This is a genomic window from Plantactinospora sp. DSM 117369 (genome assembly GCF_053764795.1).
This window is the reverse complement of the sequence record NZ_CM132446.1, coordinates 8,287,743-8,302,302: the sequence shown is the minus strand read 5'-3', so window position 1 is coordinate 8,302,302 and position 14,560 is coordinate 8,287,743. Positions and strand designations below refer to the sequence as shown.

At 69.6% G+C, this 14,560-nt stretch carries 11 protein-coding genes; 3 read left to right on the top strand and 8 right to left on the bottom strand.

Going from position 1 to position 14,560, the window contains the following annotated elements; translation table 11 throughout:
* Positions 1–210: 210 nt before the first annotated feature.
* Positions 211–471, bottom strand: coding sequence for an Lrp/AsnC ligand binding domain-containing protein (locus tag ACSMXO_RS35385; protein ID WP_455419384.1), 261 nt, complete (start codon positions 469–471; stop codon positions 211–213).
* Between the two features lie 141 nt (positions 472–612).
* Between ACSMXO_RS35385 and ACSMXO_RS35380 the strand changes: the two genes are divergently transcribed.
* Positions 613–1,164 (top strand): GNAT family N-acetyltransferase, encoded by a 552-nt coding sequence (locus tag ACSMXO_RS35380; RefSeq protein ID WP_346259937.1) that lies wholly within the window; start codon positions 613–615, stop codon positions 1,162–1,164.
* Between the two features lie 68 nt (positions 1,165–1,232).
* On the opposite strand, the gene ACSMXO_RS35375 is transcribed toward ACSMXO_RS35380, so the two are convergent.
* The 7 genes from ACSMXO_RS35375 to ACSMXO_RS35345 all read right to left on the bottom strand — a co-directional run bounded on the left by ACSMXO_RS35375 (position 1,233) and on the right by ACSMXO_RS35345 (position 11,832).
* Entirely contained in the window at positions 1,233–1,742 is a 510-nt protein-coding gene (locus tag ACSMXO_RS35375; RefSeq protein WP_455415364.1) for an RDD family protein, read from the bottom strand.
* 184 nt (positions 1,743–1,926) lie between these two features.
* Complete coding sequence (locus ACSMXO_RS35370) at positions 1,927–5,196, bottom strand: BTAD domain-containing putative transcriptional regulator (RefSeq protein WP_455415363.1); 3,270 nt, start codon at positions 5,194–5,196, stop codon at positions 1,927–1,929.
* 171 nt (positions 5,197–5,367) lie between these two features.
* Positions 5,368–6,243: a C40 family peptidase gene (locus ACSMXO_RS35365; protein WP_455415362.1), complete on the bottom strand. Its 876-nt coding sequence runs from the start codon at positions 6,241–6,243 to the stop codon at positions 5,368–5,370.
* 130 nt (positions 6,244–6,373) lie between these two features.
* On the bottom strand, positions 6,374–7,021 hold the full coding sequence (locus ACSMXO_RS35360) for a peptidoglycan-binding protein (protein ID WP_455415361.1): 648 nt from the start codon (positions 7,019–7,021) through the stop codon (positions 6,374–6,376).
* Between the two features lie 553 nt (positions 7,022–7,574).
* Positions 7,575–8,090 carry a putative immunity protein gene (locus ACSMXO_RS35355; RefSeq protein WP_346259932.1) on the bottom strand — a complete coding sequence of 172 codons (516 nt, stop codon included), beginning with the start codon at positions 8,088–8,090 and terminating at the stop codon, positions 7,575–7,577.
* 837 nt (positions 8,091–8,927) lie between these two features.
* Positions 8,928–9,515 carry a DUF4360 domain-containing protein gene (locus ACSMXO_RS35350; protein WP_455415360.1) on the bottom strand — a complete coding sequence of 196 codons (588 nt, stop codon included), beginning with the start codon at positions 9,513–9,515 and terminating at the stop codon, positions 8,928–8,930.
* Positions 9,516–9,906: 391 nt separating this feature from the next.
* Positions 9,907–11,832 carry a trypsin-like serine protease gene (locus tag ACSMXO_RS35345; protein WP_455415359.1) on the bottom strand — a complete coding sequence of 642 codons (1,926 nt, stop codon included), beginning with the start codon at positions 11,830–11,832 and terminating at the stop codon, positions 9,907–9,909.
* 190 nt (positions 11,833–12,022) lie between these two features.
* Here ACSMXO_RS35345 and ACSMXO_RS35340 point away from each other — a divergent pair, with 190 nt between their 5' ends.
* A complete protein-coding gene (locus ACSMXO_RS35340; RefSeq protein WP_455415358.1) occupies positions 12,023–13,774 on the top strand; it encodes a sensor histidine kinase in 1,752 nt (583 codons plus the stop codon).
* The gene (locus tag ACSMXO_RS35335; RefSeq protein WP_455415357.1) at positions 13,771–14,448 is read left to right on the top strand and encodes a response regulator; all 678 of its coding nucleotides are present in this window, start codon (positions 13,771–13,773) and stop codon (positions 14,446–14,448) included. The genes ACSMXO_RS35340 and ACSMXO_RS35335 overlap by 4 nt, the downstream gene beginning before the upstream one ends.
* Positions 14,449–14,560 lie beyond the last annotated feature (112 nt).

The following is a 14,560-nucleotide window of genomic DNA, read 5'->3' as shown; positions in this document are numbered from 1 at the left end:
CGCCGGCCGTACCTCCTGACCCGGGCCACGTTCCGTGACGCCGTGACAGCAGGATGCCGCACCGTACCCGCACCCAGCAGCCTATTTCGCGACTGCCGCCCCGTCGCCGTCCCGGTCCGCCACCGGGGCGCGCGGCCTGCGCGACCCGGAAATTGTCCCCCGAATTCGCCGGCCGAGACGGCCGGGCCGGCCGGAAAACAGCCGGACGGGTCAGCGCAACTGGGTCAGCGGCAGAGGTCCACGGGTCTTCACCGTGCGGATGGCGAAGGTGCTGCGGGTGTCCACGACCGCCGGGATGGCCAGGATCTGGTCGATCAGCAGCCGCTCGTACGCGGCGAGGTTGGCCACCGCCACCTCGACCAGGAAGTCGGCGGAGCCGGAGATGACGTGACAGGCGACGACCTCGGGGATGCCGGTCAACACCGACTCGATCCGGGGCGGCGGTCTCCCGGGGTGCTGCCCGACCTTCAGTTCGATGAAGACCGTCAGGTCCAGCCCGAGCCGGGCCCGGTCGCCCGGCGGCGCCGCCCGCCGCTCCCGACGAGCGGGTCAGTGGCTTCGTCGTGCCCGGCGATGCTACTGTCGGCAGCCGTCGGTTTGATACTGGGGGACATGTCTGACCTGGCACTGCCGATCCGTACCGAGCGACTGCTGCTCCGCCAGTACCGAGCCGACGACGTCGACGCGCTCTACACGTACTACAGCGACCCGATGGTCGCCCGCTACATCCCCTGGGAGCCGTGGACGCGGGAGTTCACGGCCGAGATGGTCGGCAAGCGGATCCACTACCTGAGCCTCACGGGAATCGACTCCCGCCTGGCGGTGGTGGTGGAGCACCAGGGCGAGGTCGTCGGCGACCTGATCCTGTGGCCGGCGGACGAGACGCTGTCCCGGGGCGAGCTGGGCTGGGCCTTCCACCCGTCGGCCTCCGGCCGTGGCTTCGCCACCGAGGCGGTACGCGCGTTCCTCGGTGTCGCCTTCGAGCACTGCGGGATGCACCGGGTGATCGCCCAACTCAACGCGTTGAACGAGGCGTCGGCCCGGCTGTGCGAGCGGGTCGGCATGGTGAAGGAGGCACATCTGCGCCGGGACTACTGGACGAAGGGCGTCTGGGCGGACAACGTGATCTACGGACTGCTCGCGGAGGAGTGGCGAGGCCGGTAGCCGGATTGCGCGGCAGTGGACCTGTCGGCTTGGCCGCGCCTCCGGACGGGGCGGCGGGGGAATCGGGCTCAGTACCGCGGGGGTTGCGCGGCCGGATCGACCTTGACGACCACCGTCTTCGCTGGCTTGTCGTGCAGGCACTGCCGGTAAGGCTTGTCCCAGAGGCACCACAGCGGGTCCAAGAGCCCGATGTAGCAGTTCGACAGCAGGTTGAAACCCAGCATCACCAGGTACCGGTAGGTCAGTTGTCCGCGGCGGAGCGGAGTACCCGCCTCCAGCGGCGTGACCGCGACCTTCAGCATTCGCTTGCCCAGGGTCTGTCCGTTCCAGCGCAGCGGGATCTCGATCTCGTATACGTACTGGAGGCCGACGACAATCGCGATGATGCCGACAATCGCCGTGATCGGCAGGATCGGCGAGTCCTCGCCGATGGCGGCGGAGAGAAGCGCGACGCCGCCACCGATGATGATCCCGGCCACCACCAGCAGGGCCACCATGACGATGATCGAATCGATGATTCGGGCGCCGAGCCGCTGACCCAGACCGGCCAGCGGTCGTCCATCCGGGGCGACCGGCACCGGGTAGGCCGGCTGTGCCGTCTCGTACTCCGCAGACGGCGGGGGATATTGCCGAATCTGCTGGTATGACGGCTCGGGCTGCTGCGACGGGTACTGGGGCTGCTGCGACGGATATGGAGGTTGGTCGGTCACGTGGACACTATTAGCAGGGCACCCGCCACAAAGGAACTCCACCCCGCGGGGTTCACCACTGCACGCCGGCCGCCGCCTGGTGCGTTGACCGGGTCGAGGCGTGCAGTGCCGCCAACGCCCGCCTTTCGAGCAGCCGGAAACCGCAGGAGCCGGCGATCGCCACGGCCTGCTGGGCAGCGTAGCTCGCCGAGGTAGGGTCAGCTGCCGAGAGCCGGGCGGTGGCGAGGCCGACCAGTGCCCGTGCCTCCACGAACGGGTAGGCGTGGTGCGCGATCGTCACGCAGTGCTCGAACCACTGGGCGGCCGCTCTGGTGTTGCCGAGCGCGAGGTATGCCTCCGCCACAGTGGCCGAGGTCTGCGCAGTGGCCTTCCTGTCGTGGACCGCGACCGCCATGTCGTGCGCCCGGCTGGCCACCTCCAGCGCGGTGGCGGCGTCTCCGCGCTCCCGGTACAGCTGGCTCAACTCGTCTAAAGTGGACAGCTCGCCGCGCTGGTTCGATCCCTCCCGGTACGCCGCGAGCACGTCGGTGAGCAGTTCGGAGGCGCGCGCCTCCGCACCGAGCTGACGGAGCGCGCTCGCCAGGTTGCCCCGATTGGCCAGCGCGGACGTCTCCCGGCCGGTCACCTCGTTGATCTTCAGTGCCGCGTTGAGCAGTTCGGCGGCGTCCCACAGCTCGCCCTGGCACATCCGCATCACCCCGAGTCCGTTGAGCGCGACCGCCCGCACGTGGCCGAGGTGGTCGTCCTCGGTCAACTCAAGCGCGCGGTGCAGCCACTGCTCCGCGCCGGCGAGCTTGCCCTGCTCCAGATAGAGCCACCCGATCTGATGGGAGAGGTACGCTGCGGCCGTCGTCCAGCCGGTGGTCATCGCGAGCTGCTCGCCGGCGAGGCAGTCGGACAGCGCCTCCTCGTCCCGGCCGACCGACCACAGCGCCTGGCCACGGCTGATCAACATCGCGGTCCGCGCGACGTCGTCGCCGGCGCGGGCGGCCGCGTCCAGACCTGCCTCCGCCGCGGGCAGCCAGCCGTCGATGTGCCGGCGGATCAGGAAGTACCCACGGAGCTGGTCGGTGATCCGCCAGGACAGCGCACGGTCGGCGGATCCCGCCGTGTGCCTGACGACGGCGACCAACGCGGGCAGCTCGACGTCCAGCCAGGCGAGCGCGTCGGCCTCGGTGGCGAAGAACGTGTCCCGCTCCGGATGCGTGTCGAGCCGGACGAGCTGTGGGTACACCCACTCCATCGCGGCCGTCACCGCGTCGGCGTACCAGGTGTACAGCCGGGAGCGCGCGGTTTCGCCCTCGGCGTCCTCGGTGAGCAGCCGGCGGGCGTACAGGCCCAGCAGGTCGTGGAACCGGTAGCGGTCCGTCGCGTACTGCATCAGCATGTTCGCCTCGAGCAGGTCCTCCAGTACGCGGTCGGCCTCGGCCGCCGGCATCGCCAGCAGGACCGCGGCGCTGTCGGCGCCGAAGTCGTCGCCGGGGTGCAGGCTGCACAACCGGAACGCGCGCCGGGCCGCAGCGCTCAGGTCGGCGTAGCTGAGCTGGAAACTGGTGAGCACGCTCGACTCACCAGTGGACAACTCGGTGAGTCTGCGGTTGTCGTCGTGCAGCCGGCGAGTCAGGTCGCCGATGGTCCACGCCTGCCGGGTGCCCAGTCGCGCGCTCGCGATGCGCAGCGCGAGCGGCAGCCGCGCGCAGGCCTCGGCGAGCGCACCGGCCGCGTCGGGATCGGCGTCGATCCGGTGGGACCCCGCGGTCGCGGCGATCAGGGTGATCGACTCCGCCGGGTTGAGCGGTTCGAGGTGGACGACGCTCGCCCCGGCGAGGTCGAGCATCCTGCGCCGGCTGGTCACGATCAAGTCGCTGCCGCCCGCACCCGGCAGCAGCGGCCGGACCTGGTCGGCGTCATGTGCGTTGTCCAGCAGTACCAGCATCCGCCGGTCGGCGAGCTCGCTGCGGAACAACGCGGCCGCCTCGGTCTCGTCGGTCCCGATCCGCCTGCTCGGCACGCCGAGCGCGCGGAGAAACCGGCCGAGCACCCGCATCGGGTCCGGCGCGGTCGCGGAGGTGCCGCGCAGATCGGCGTAGAGCTGACCGTCGGGATACCTCGTGCGCAACCGGTGCGCGGCGGCGAGCGCGAGCGCTGTCTTACCGACTCCGGCGATGCCGTCGATCAGGACGATCCGGGACGAGGGCGGTCCGGCCCGCTGGCCCGTTCTGGCGAGCGCAGCCTCGATCACGGCCATTTCGTCCGCCCTGCCGACGAAGTCCGGCGGCGGGGCGGGCGCCTGCTGGACCGCGATCCGCCCCGTTGTCCGTCGGGCCTGCCGCTCCCGCTGCCGGAGCACCGCGAGCTGGGCGGAGCGCAGCCGCTCGCCAGGATCGATGCCGAGCTGGTCGGCGAGTGCGGACCGGATCCGGTCGTACGCCGCGAGCGCCTCTGCCTGCCGCCCGCTCGCGGCCAGGGTCAGGATCAGCTCGACGTGCAGCGGCTCGTCCAGCTCGCGCCGATTCGCAAGCTTCAGCACCGGTCTCAGCGCCCGTTCCGGCTTGCCGAGATCACGCGCCAGAGTGGCGAACGCCTGGACGGTGCCGGCGTACTCGGTGGCTATGGCGGTGTAGAGCGGGCTCGACGCCACCCGCTCCGCGTCGATCTCGCCGCGCCACAGCGCGACGGCCTCGGCGAGCCGGGTCAACGCCGCCTCCGGCGCGTCGTACGCCGCCCGCGCGGTGAGATCGCGGAACGCCAGCAGGTCTAGCTGATCGGCGGTGACCGCGAGCCGGTACCCGGTCTGACCGCCGACGAGTACGCTGTCGGTCCGCGCGTCGGAGTCAAGCAGCCGCCGCAACCTGGCGACGTGCGTGTGCAGCAGGTTCACGGGGTTCTGGACTTCACCGTGCTGCCACAGAAGTTCGATGAGTTCGTCCTGGGCGACCGCCGCGCCGGCGCCGAGTGCGAGCCGCGCGAGCAGCGTGCGCTGTAGGTCGGAGCCGAGGGATGCCTGGACATCCCCGTGCCAGACCTCGATCGGACCGAGCACACGGATGCGCAGCGGGCCGGCACGGACCGGACCGGCTCCGGCGCGCCGTGCGCGATGGGCCTCGGCAGCGGCGTGCAGTTGCTCGACGTCGGGTCCGCTCAACCCGAGTGCGGTGGCGATGGCCTGGACCGAGTCCCGCTTCGGGCTTCTCGTCCTGCCCTGTTCCAGATCGCGGATCGCGCCCGCGCTCATGCCCGCCCGGTCGGCGAGTTGCCGTTGCGTCACTCCGGTACGGCGGCGATGAGCGCGAAGCAGCCCGCCGAAGCTTGTCGCCGTCACTCGTACCCACACTGGGTGGTCAGATCGTTGCACTGCGATCTTCGCGGCACCGGCCCATCCTATGTGCCGCTGACCAGCACAGGAAGACGTGCGCCGATCCCGGCGTCCTGGCTGGAACAGGACGCCGGGATCGGTGTCCCGGTGCTCCGCCGATCTGGCGGAGGAACTACGTCACCCGCTGGCGACGTCCGAAACGCCGAGGATGCGGTAGGCGGCGACCAAGCGGCTGCTCCACCACGAGGTGTTGGCGTGGAAACCGACGGGAACCCCGGGGCTGTGGGCGTCGTAGAGGGTGTTGTCCCCGGCCCAGAAGGCGACGTGTGTGATGAAGCGGCCGTTGTCGGCGGTGTTCGTGTAGAAGAGCAGATCCCCGATCTTCAGGTCCGCGGCCGGAACCTGCTTGGCGTACTTCTTCGCGGGAGAGGTGTGTGTCCGAGCCCAGTTGTAGATCTGCTCTGCGGTACGGACACTGCTCGTGTCGAAGTCGGGGAAGTTCCCGACCTGGTTGTAAGAGGTGAGCACGAGCCCCGAGCAGTCATAGTCCGGACCCGTACCACCCAAGAGGTAGTCGGCACCCTGCTTGTCGACGGCTTTCCGATAGGCAATCCTGGTCCAGTTGAAGATGTTCCTCTCCTGGAAGCAGGCGGTCCCCTGCTCGGTCGTCCCGTTCTGGACCCTCACCGCAAGGTGATTGATGTCGGCGAGGTTGCTGGGGTTCCAGTCGGACTTGAGGCCGACCTCGTGGGTGCCGTTACCGGACTTGAGGATGTAGTAGGCGTTGTCGCCGGGGAAGACGAAGGGCGCCGCGGTGTGGTCGGAGTCGTGGGCCTGGATCCGCAGCACCGGAGAGAAGTTGGCCGCCGTGCCGGTGTCGTCGACACGCCACCGGATGGTCACCATGTTCGCGCCTTTCCAGTCGACCTGGATGAAGGCTTCGGCGCCCGGGCAGGAGACGGTGAGCGTGCCGCTCGGGTTGCTCAGACCGTCGGCGGACGCCGGAGGCGCGGCCACGAAGACGGCACTGGAGGCCGCGACGAGGAAGGCCACGATCGACGTCGTGATTCTGGGTCTCAGATGTTTTCTCTGCACGGTGGGGATCTCCTTTTCATCGCGGGGTCGGCGAGACTCGCGGCCCCTGGCGTCCTGTCACTTTCGACAGAAGATCGGGGAGGTGAAGTCAGGCGTCGCCGCAGGTCCACGGCTGCCAACCCCGAGCCCGGTACAGGTCGTAGGCGGCATGGATGTTGTCCGCCGAACTCAGCGCCCTGTCGATCTGCACCGCCACGGTGCTTCCCGGCAGGTACTCCTGCAGAGTTCCGCCGGTGTTGAACTGAAACACCCCGACATCCTTGGTCCCGTTGGTGTTGAGGCCGACGGCGATCGGGTTGAGCCCCGACTCGCACCGGGCGACCCGGACCGCCTTGTTCGCGATCGATTCCGGGAAGACGGCGCGGATCTGGCTCTCCACCGTCGAGTCGCAGGCTACGGCGAGCCCCTCGTCCGGGTTGGCGAGCTTCGAGCGGGTTGCCGACCCGACCTCCCCGGTCATGGTCAGCCGGTTGCGTCCCTGAAACGCGAACACCCGCATCCGCGTCGCCGCACCGAACGCCCCGTCGACCGCGAGTTGGTTGCCGCAGTTGAGGCCCAACTCGTTGAGTCGCCGCTGCAACCGCTCGACACAGCTTCCCGATTCGCCGTACTCCAGATCCACATCGCACAGGGTCACCGCGCTCGTCCCGACGTCGGCGGAAGCGGGCGACATCGGCCACAGCACGATCGAACCGAGCGACACCAGCACCGCGCCCATCACCGTCGCCACTCCCACGCGAAGCCGGTTGGCTGTCGAACGCGGCAATCGATCCGCAAACCCCGTCCTCATCACGTTCCCCTGTCGTTCCGGCAGCGCAAGCCCGGTTTCCGGGCGGCTTGGTGGGAACGGTAAGAATGATCGCTGGCACGGCACTGTCCGTACTCCGCCCGTACCGCCGGGGCGTCCTGACAGTGGCGGGCTGTTCGACCTCGTCCGGACGCTGCGTCTGCCGGCGCCGGAGCAGACCGGCGACCTGGTGTGCGGCCGTTCTCGTCAGGCCGGTGTTGCTGGCACTGACGGACGCGTCAGACAGCACGCTCCTGCCGGCCCTGCCGGGTACCGCGTGCTGCCGCACCCCGCTTCCCCGAGGCGCAGATCAGCGGTGTTGACGGTCGCGTGGGGCGCTGTGCGCATACTGCGGTGCGTGAGCTTCGACGTGTTCCTTCTGCGGTTCGGTGGCGGTCCCGGTGAGGTTGGCGCTGCCCTGCGAGTCGCGGCGCGGTTGCTGGGCTCGCCGCCGAGCGACGTCCACGCCGCAGCATCGTGGGCTGGCGGCCCCCACGCCCGCTCAGCAGTCGAACACCGACCAGCAGATGTCGTTCCGCAACCGCTGGTCATCGAGCACGAGCTCGCGAATCGCGTCCGGGAGTTGGTCACGCTGCCATCGGCACTCAAGCCGTCCTGCGGCATCGCTCTCGCCCGGCGGGGCGGCAGCGCGTGCGGCCTTGATCGCGTAGGCGGCCGCACCGAGTTCGTGCGCGGCGACGTGGGCGACGACCCCCGCCTGGCCGGCAGCGTACGCAGCATGCCGAGCCGCCCCACGCAGGTCTCTGGCCGCGGCCATTGCATGGCCGCCCGCCGCGCGAGCCTGCATCATCTTGACCTCACCACGCACCCAGGCGCGGGCGTGCTCGATCGCTTCACGCGGCCGTGGGTCCGCAGGCTGAACCGACTCGAACAGGTGTAGGACGTGTTCCGCGCACGACGCCGCCCAAAGAGCGAGAAGATGATGATCCGAATCAGTGAGGCTCCCACCGCGGCGAAGGGTGATGAAGCGAGGGTCCCGAATCTTCGGGAGGATCATGGTCGGGCGCTCCTTCTGAGGGGAATGGCCGCATTTAAACCCTAGCTCGTCGCGCACCAAAGCGGCCCCGGGCGTCGTGCGCCCTAGCCCGGGACCCCACACATCCTGTACCCGGCATGTCCGTAGGGAACTACGCCGAGGCTGACCTCGACACCGGGTGACCGGCGCGCCGAGGCCGAGCGCACGATCGACGGCAATGGCCGTGCACCTGATCAAGTGGTCCCGACGACCGCCGCCGCGTACGACCGGGTCGTCTCAGTGTCCTGGCAGGTGTCGCAGCCTCGGCGGGCATCTCCCGGGCGACCTGAGCCGCCTCCTGCCGGCGCCCGTGTGTCGCCAGCAGCCGGATCAGCCGCTCGCGAACGTGCCCCCCGCCCCAGTCGATGGTGGTCCGATAGGCGCCAGTGCCTCGTCGATGCCGCCGGACAGGATCACCGGCGCGTCGGGGGGATCCGGACGACGTCACCCTCGGCGGACGGTGCGACCGGGTTAGCGTGAGCGGCCGGAGCCCTGCCGCGGCGGGATAGGGGCGGCAGGATCACGGGCCAGCCTACTGGTTGACCGTACCGGTAGGTGCCGATCTCGACCCCGGCCCCGACCACCGCTCGGCGCGGGGCGTCCTCGTGGCGTTTTTCAACCTCCCCTTGCGGTCCGACGGACCGCAAGGCCGGACGCGGTGCGTAAGCGCCGCGCGGTCCAGGTTGAAAAGGTTCACTGGTCCACCGCCGCGCCGTCCGGCGAACGGCACATGCGATCCCCTCCACGCAGCCGACCGGCCAGCACATCGGCTTCACCGGCCCGCCTACGACGACGTCGCCTTTCACGGTCGATGCCGGATCAGCAGGTTGCCCAGTCGAGGAGGTAGCTGCTGCTATAGCTGATGTCGACCGCGTCCAAGGAGACGAAGCTCGTGGTGGTCTGCGGGTCTGAGGTGCCGGCACTGACCCGTAGCGTGGTGTCGAGGACGATGCTGGGTGTGGTGCCGCACGGGAAATAGACCGGTTCGATGAGCACCTCGTCGGTCGCCTGCCACAGGTCGTCCATCGGCCCGGTGAGCGGGTGGGAGATCAGCGCCGGCCGTGGTTCTCCCTTCAGATGGTGGCTTGCCTGATGGATGCCGGTCGCGCCGTCGGCCAGGAAGGCGTATCCCATGTGGTCGACCCTGGAGATCGCCAGAGTGAATCCGGCGGGCGGCTGCACGGCGAGGACGGCCTGGCAGTTCTTCCGGAAATCGATGGGTCCGGCACCCACGCCCACCTGGACGAAGTACGAGTTGTAGATCAGCGAGAACCGGGTGTTGTCCGGGGCCACGGTGACCAGCACCGTTCCTGGTGGACAGCCTGACCCGCTCACGGTGTCGATGTCGATGACCATCGGGGCGGCCGGCGGTGGCGACGGAGTGGGAGCGGCGGCTCGGGCGGGCACCGCGGACGCCATCACAAGCGCCAATGAGGTCGCGACAGCGGTTCTCGTACGCATGGCGCCCCCTGTCCGACAGCACGCAGCTCATAGGTGCTGGTCGATATGGCGAGCGTAGCGCAGTCGACAGCGTCAGTGGCGGGCGGTTGCGCGTGCGTGACGATCAGGCGGCTCGGCTCCGCGGGGTGACAATGAGCCTTTTCCAACCTCCCCTTTGTGGTCGGACGAGCCGCAAGGTCGGACGCGGTACGTGAGCGCCGCGCGGTTCAGGTTGAAAAGGTTCAATGGAGAAGATCGCATGGGTAGTCCTCCCGGCCGGGGTCGTACCCAGGCCGGGAGGACTCTCGGCATCCTTACTCTTGATCGTCGCTAGTAGACGTAACCCTCGCCTGGGCGTCTACCAGGTGCTGCCGCCCGCGGGCACCTCGCCGCCGGCGACCATCCAGTCGTGCCACTTGAGGTGGATGTCGGTGAAGCGCTGGCCGTTGCTGCGGGAGACGTACACGTCGGCAGTGTCGCCGCGGGTGAAGGTGGTGATGTCGTCCATGCCGTCGCCGTTGACGTCGCCGACGCCGGGGATTTCGTTGTAGGCGGCGAAGTCGGTGTTCCACACCGCCGCGGTGCCGATGAATGAACCTGTTTCAACCTCCCCTTGCGGTGCGGTGGACCGCAAGGTCAGACGCGGTGCGCGAGCGCCGCGCGGTTCAGGTTGAAAAAGGTTCAATGATGAGCCGTTGCTCAACGCCACGAACACGTCAGCCTGGTCGCCGCGGGTGAAGGTGGCGATGTCGGCCTTGCGGTCGCCGTTGAAGTCGCCGACGGCCGGGATCTCGGACCCGAAGCAGAAGTCGGCGTGCCAGCGCTGCGGCGACCCGAAGCGGGTGGCGTTGCTCAGCGCCACGAACACGTCACCCTGGCTGCCGCGGGTGAAGGTGATCGCGTCGGCGCGGCCGTCGCCGTTGACGTCGGCGAGGGCCGGGATCTCGTTGAACCTGGCGTAGCCGTTGCCCCAGAACGTGGCCGCGCCGAATGCCGAGCCGTTGCTCAGCGCCACCCAGGCGTCGCCCGCAGAGCCGCGGGGGAAGGCGACGACGTCGTCCTTGCCGTCGCCGTTGACGTCGCCTACGGTCGGGATCTCGTCGTTCGGGGTGAACCAGGTGTGCCAGACCTGCGAGGGTGTGAACTCGGTTCCGGTGCTCAGCGCGACCCTGGCGGCGTGCGTGGTGCTGCGGGTGAATACGACGATGTCGTCGCGTCGATCGCCGTTGAAGTCCCCGACCAGCGGGAACTGGTCGGTGTCGGCGAACGACGACGCCCATCTCGTCGGCGTGCCGAACGGCCCGGTCCCGGACGGGTTGCTCAGCGCCACCCAGACCGAGTAGTTGCCGGTGTCGCCGGGTTTGACCATGCCGCGGACGAAGGCGACGATGTCGTCCTTGCCGTCGCCGTTGAAGTCGCCGCTGCGGCTCATCCAGCCGTCGCTGGCCAGCGTGGGGACCTGCTCGATGATCCAGCGGGACAGGGGTCCCTCCCCGACGCGGGCGAACCCGCTGCCGGTGATCGCCAGCCCGCACTGATGACGCCTGCTGAAGCTCGTGACCCCGACCAGCCGGGAGGTTCCCTGCCCGAACGCGATCAGCGGCCCGCCGGAGTCGCCGGAGCAGATGCCGCTGATCCCTGCCCCGGCGACGCCGGCGGTGAGCATCGTCTCGGCGCGGTAGGTCGGGAAGGTGTTCCGGGCCGCCGCGTCGTCGGCGATCAGTAGTCCGCGGGCCTGTAGGACGTCGGGGTAGCCGCCGGGTGAGCCGGACACCGGGCCGCCGATCCAGGTGGTCGCACCCCAGCCGAGGGTCGTGACGCCGCTGCCGGGGAGCCAGGTGTTGCGGTTGTTCGTGAACGCCATGCGGATCGGGGTGATGGTCGACGGCGTCGACAGCTTGAGTAGCGCGATGTCGTAGTCGGGGGTGTTGTCCCAGGTCTGGGTGTACTGGGGGTGGCGGACGATGCTGCTGACCGCGCGGACCTCCCCGGCGGAGCTGGTGAGGCGGGTCCGCCCGATGACCACGGTGATCTGCTGGGGTGTCAGGCCTTCGAGGCAGTGCGCGGCGGTGAGGATCCAGCCGCGTTCGATCAGCGATCCGCCGCAGAATCTGGTGTCATAGGCGTTTCCCGGTTGGTCCGCGCGCAGCAGGGCGGCCATGAACGGAAACTCGCCTTCGGCGGCCGGTAGTCCGTTGAAGATCGCTTGGGCGGGCGTGGCCGGCAGCAGGACGGCCGCCGCCGCGACCGCCGCCAGCGCCGCCCGTCGTAAGGGTGTACGCATGATAGGTCCCTCCTCGACTTAGGGTGTTCGACGTATAACCGAGTGTGTGTGGACAGTGGTGGGTGCGTCGTCCGGGCGATCTGCGGTACCCGGTGCGGAAACATCCGGCGAGCCAGCTCAGGAACCTTGGTTGCACCCGGCGGGCGGTGGCGGTGAGGTTGGCCGCAGGGCCATGATCCGGAGGACATCAATGCAGACCACGCCGTGGCGGCACCGGTGGATCGGCGCCGGTCTCGGCGGGGCCGCCGCCTACGGGGTCGCCACCTGGACGATGGCCGTGTCGTGGTCGGTACGCAGCCCGCGCTGGTGGGAGGAGGTCTCGCCGCGCGGGGTCGGGGCGGTGATCATCGCCGCGGGTGTGGTGCTCTGGATCCGGCTGCCGAGCCCCCGCATCGGGATCCTGATCACGCTCGGCGGTGCCGTGTACTACCTGCAATACCTGCGGGCGGTCGACGGATGGCGCTTCGCGGTCGGGTTCTGCCTGGCGTACGCCTGGATGGCGATCGCCGGGCACGTCCTGCTCGGCTGGCCGAACGGACGACTGCCCGGTCTGGTCGACCGGGTCTACGTGATCGCGGCCTACCTGATTTCCATCGGCACGCAGACCATCCGATTCGTCGTGGACGACCCCGCGCCGCCGTGGGCGCCGCATCTGCCGCAGCACACCACGGCGTGGGGGGCCATCGGCAGCGCCTCCGGCGTCGTGATGGGCGTGGCCGCGGTCTCGCTGGTGCTGTACCGCTGGTCACAGGCGAGCGCGGCCCAGCGACTGCCGTCCGGGCGGGTATGGCTCGGGATCGGAGCGGTCAGCTCCCTCAAGATCGCCGAGGCCGTCGCCACCGTCCTGCCCGGCCCCGACCGGTTGAAGATCGGCCTGGCCCTGGTATTCCCGGCCACCGTCCTGGGCCTGGTACCCGCGATGTCTCTGATCCGATGGCTCCGGCTGCGCATCGGCCGGCTACGCGTCGTCGGCATGATGCAGGAACTCGACGCCGATCCGGGCACCCCGCTCGGCCCGGCCACCACGGAATCCGCCCTGCGCCGTACCCTCGGCGACCCGACGCTGACGGTCGCCTACGTCCGCGACGACGACACCATCATCGACACCACCGGACACCACGTCGACCGGCCCACGCCAGGACCCGACCGCGCCGTCACCGAGGTGCACCGCCGGGGCCGACTCGTCGCCCTCATCGAACACGACGCGGTGCTCGACGAACAGCGGGACGTAGTCTCCGCCGCCGTCGTCGCCGCCGGGCTCGCGATCGACAACGCCCGGCTGTACGCGATGACCCAGGCCCACCTCGACCAAACCGTGCACTCCAGACTGCAACTCGCCCAGACCGCGTTCGACGAGCGCCAGCGGATCCAGCGCGACCTGCACGACGGCGCGCAGCAGCGCTTCTTCGGCGTCCTCATGCGGCTGGACGCCGCCCGCCGGCTCGTTGGCGGGCCTGACACGACGGCGGCCGTCGATGCGGTGATCGACGCTCACCGCGAACTCACCGACGCGCTGGGCGCGCTGCGCGACCTCGTCCAGGGCATCTACCCGGCAGTTCTCACCGACCACGGGTTGGCTGCGGCCATCGAGCACCTGGTCGACCGGATTCCGCTGCCGGTCACCGTCGTCGTTGACCCGCAGCGGTGGGCCAAGCACGTGGAGATCACCGCATACTTCGTCGTCAGTGAGGCACTCACCAACGTGTACCGGCACGCCGACGCGAGCACGGCACGGGTGGCGATCCGCGACGATGCCGGCGCGCTCGTGGTCGAGGTCGCCGACGACGGGCGGGGCGGCGCCATCGTCGGCAACGGCAGCGGCCTCGTCGGCCTGCATCATCGGGTCGTGGGCGTCGGCGGCACTCTCACTGTCGACAGTCCAGCCGGGCGCGGTACCACCGTCCGGGTCGTCTTCACGCAAACCGGGGGTGGACCGGCATGAGGGCTTTCATCGTCGAGGACCAGGGGTTCTACCTCGACCTGCTCGCCGACGCGCTGCACGGTCGCGGGATCGACGTCGTCGGACGGGCCCGCACCGAGGCGGAGGCGCTCGCCGTCATCGACGAGACCGCACCCGACATCGCCGTGGTGGACATCCGGCTGTCGCCGACCCGCGACGACGACGGTCTGCGCGTCGCCGAGCACGTCCGCCGGCGGTACCCCGAGATCGCCCTCCTGGTGCTGTCGGCATACCTCGAACCCGCCTACGCCCAGCGGCTGCTGACCATCGAACCGATCCCCCGTGCCATCGGCTACCTCGGCAAGGAACGGCTCGGCAACCTGGACGAACTGGTCCGTGCCTTCACGGCCGTCGACCGCGGCGAGGTCGTCCTCGACCCGTCCATCATCGGCCGGCTGATGGCCCGGCCCCGGACCGCGGACCCACTGGACACCCTGACCCCCCACGAACGGCGCATCCTCAGCCTGGTCGCCGAGGGCCGATCCAACCGCCGGATCGCCCAGGAACTCAACACCAAAATCAGCACGGTAGAACGGCAGTTCACCGTCATCGCCGCAAAGCTCGGACTGACCAACGCCACCGACCTCGACCGGAGCAGCGTCAATCTACGGGTCCTGGCCACCCTGACATACCTGCGCGGGACCGCTCAGCGATAAGCCGGCGCTCTGGTGCACGGTGGCAATCCCTTCATCCCGTGGCGATCCGAGAGCCGGACACCGCGGGGAAGCCGCAACCCTGACCCGCTACCTGACCGCCGGGCGAGTCGGT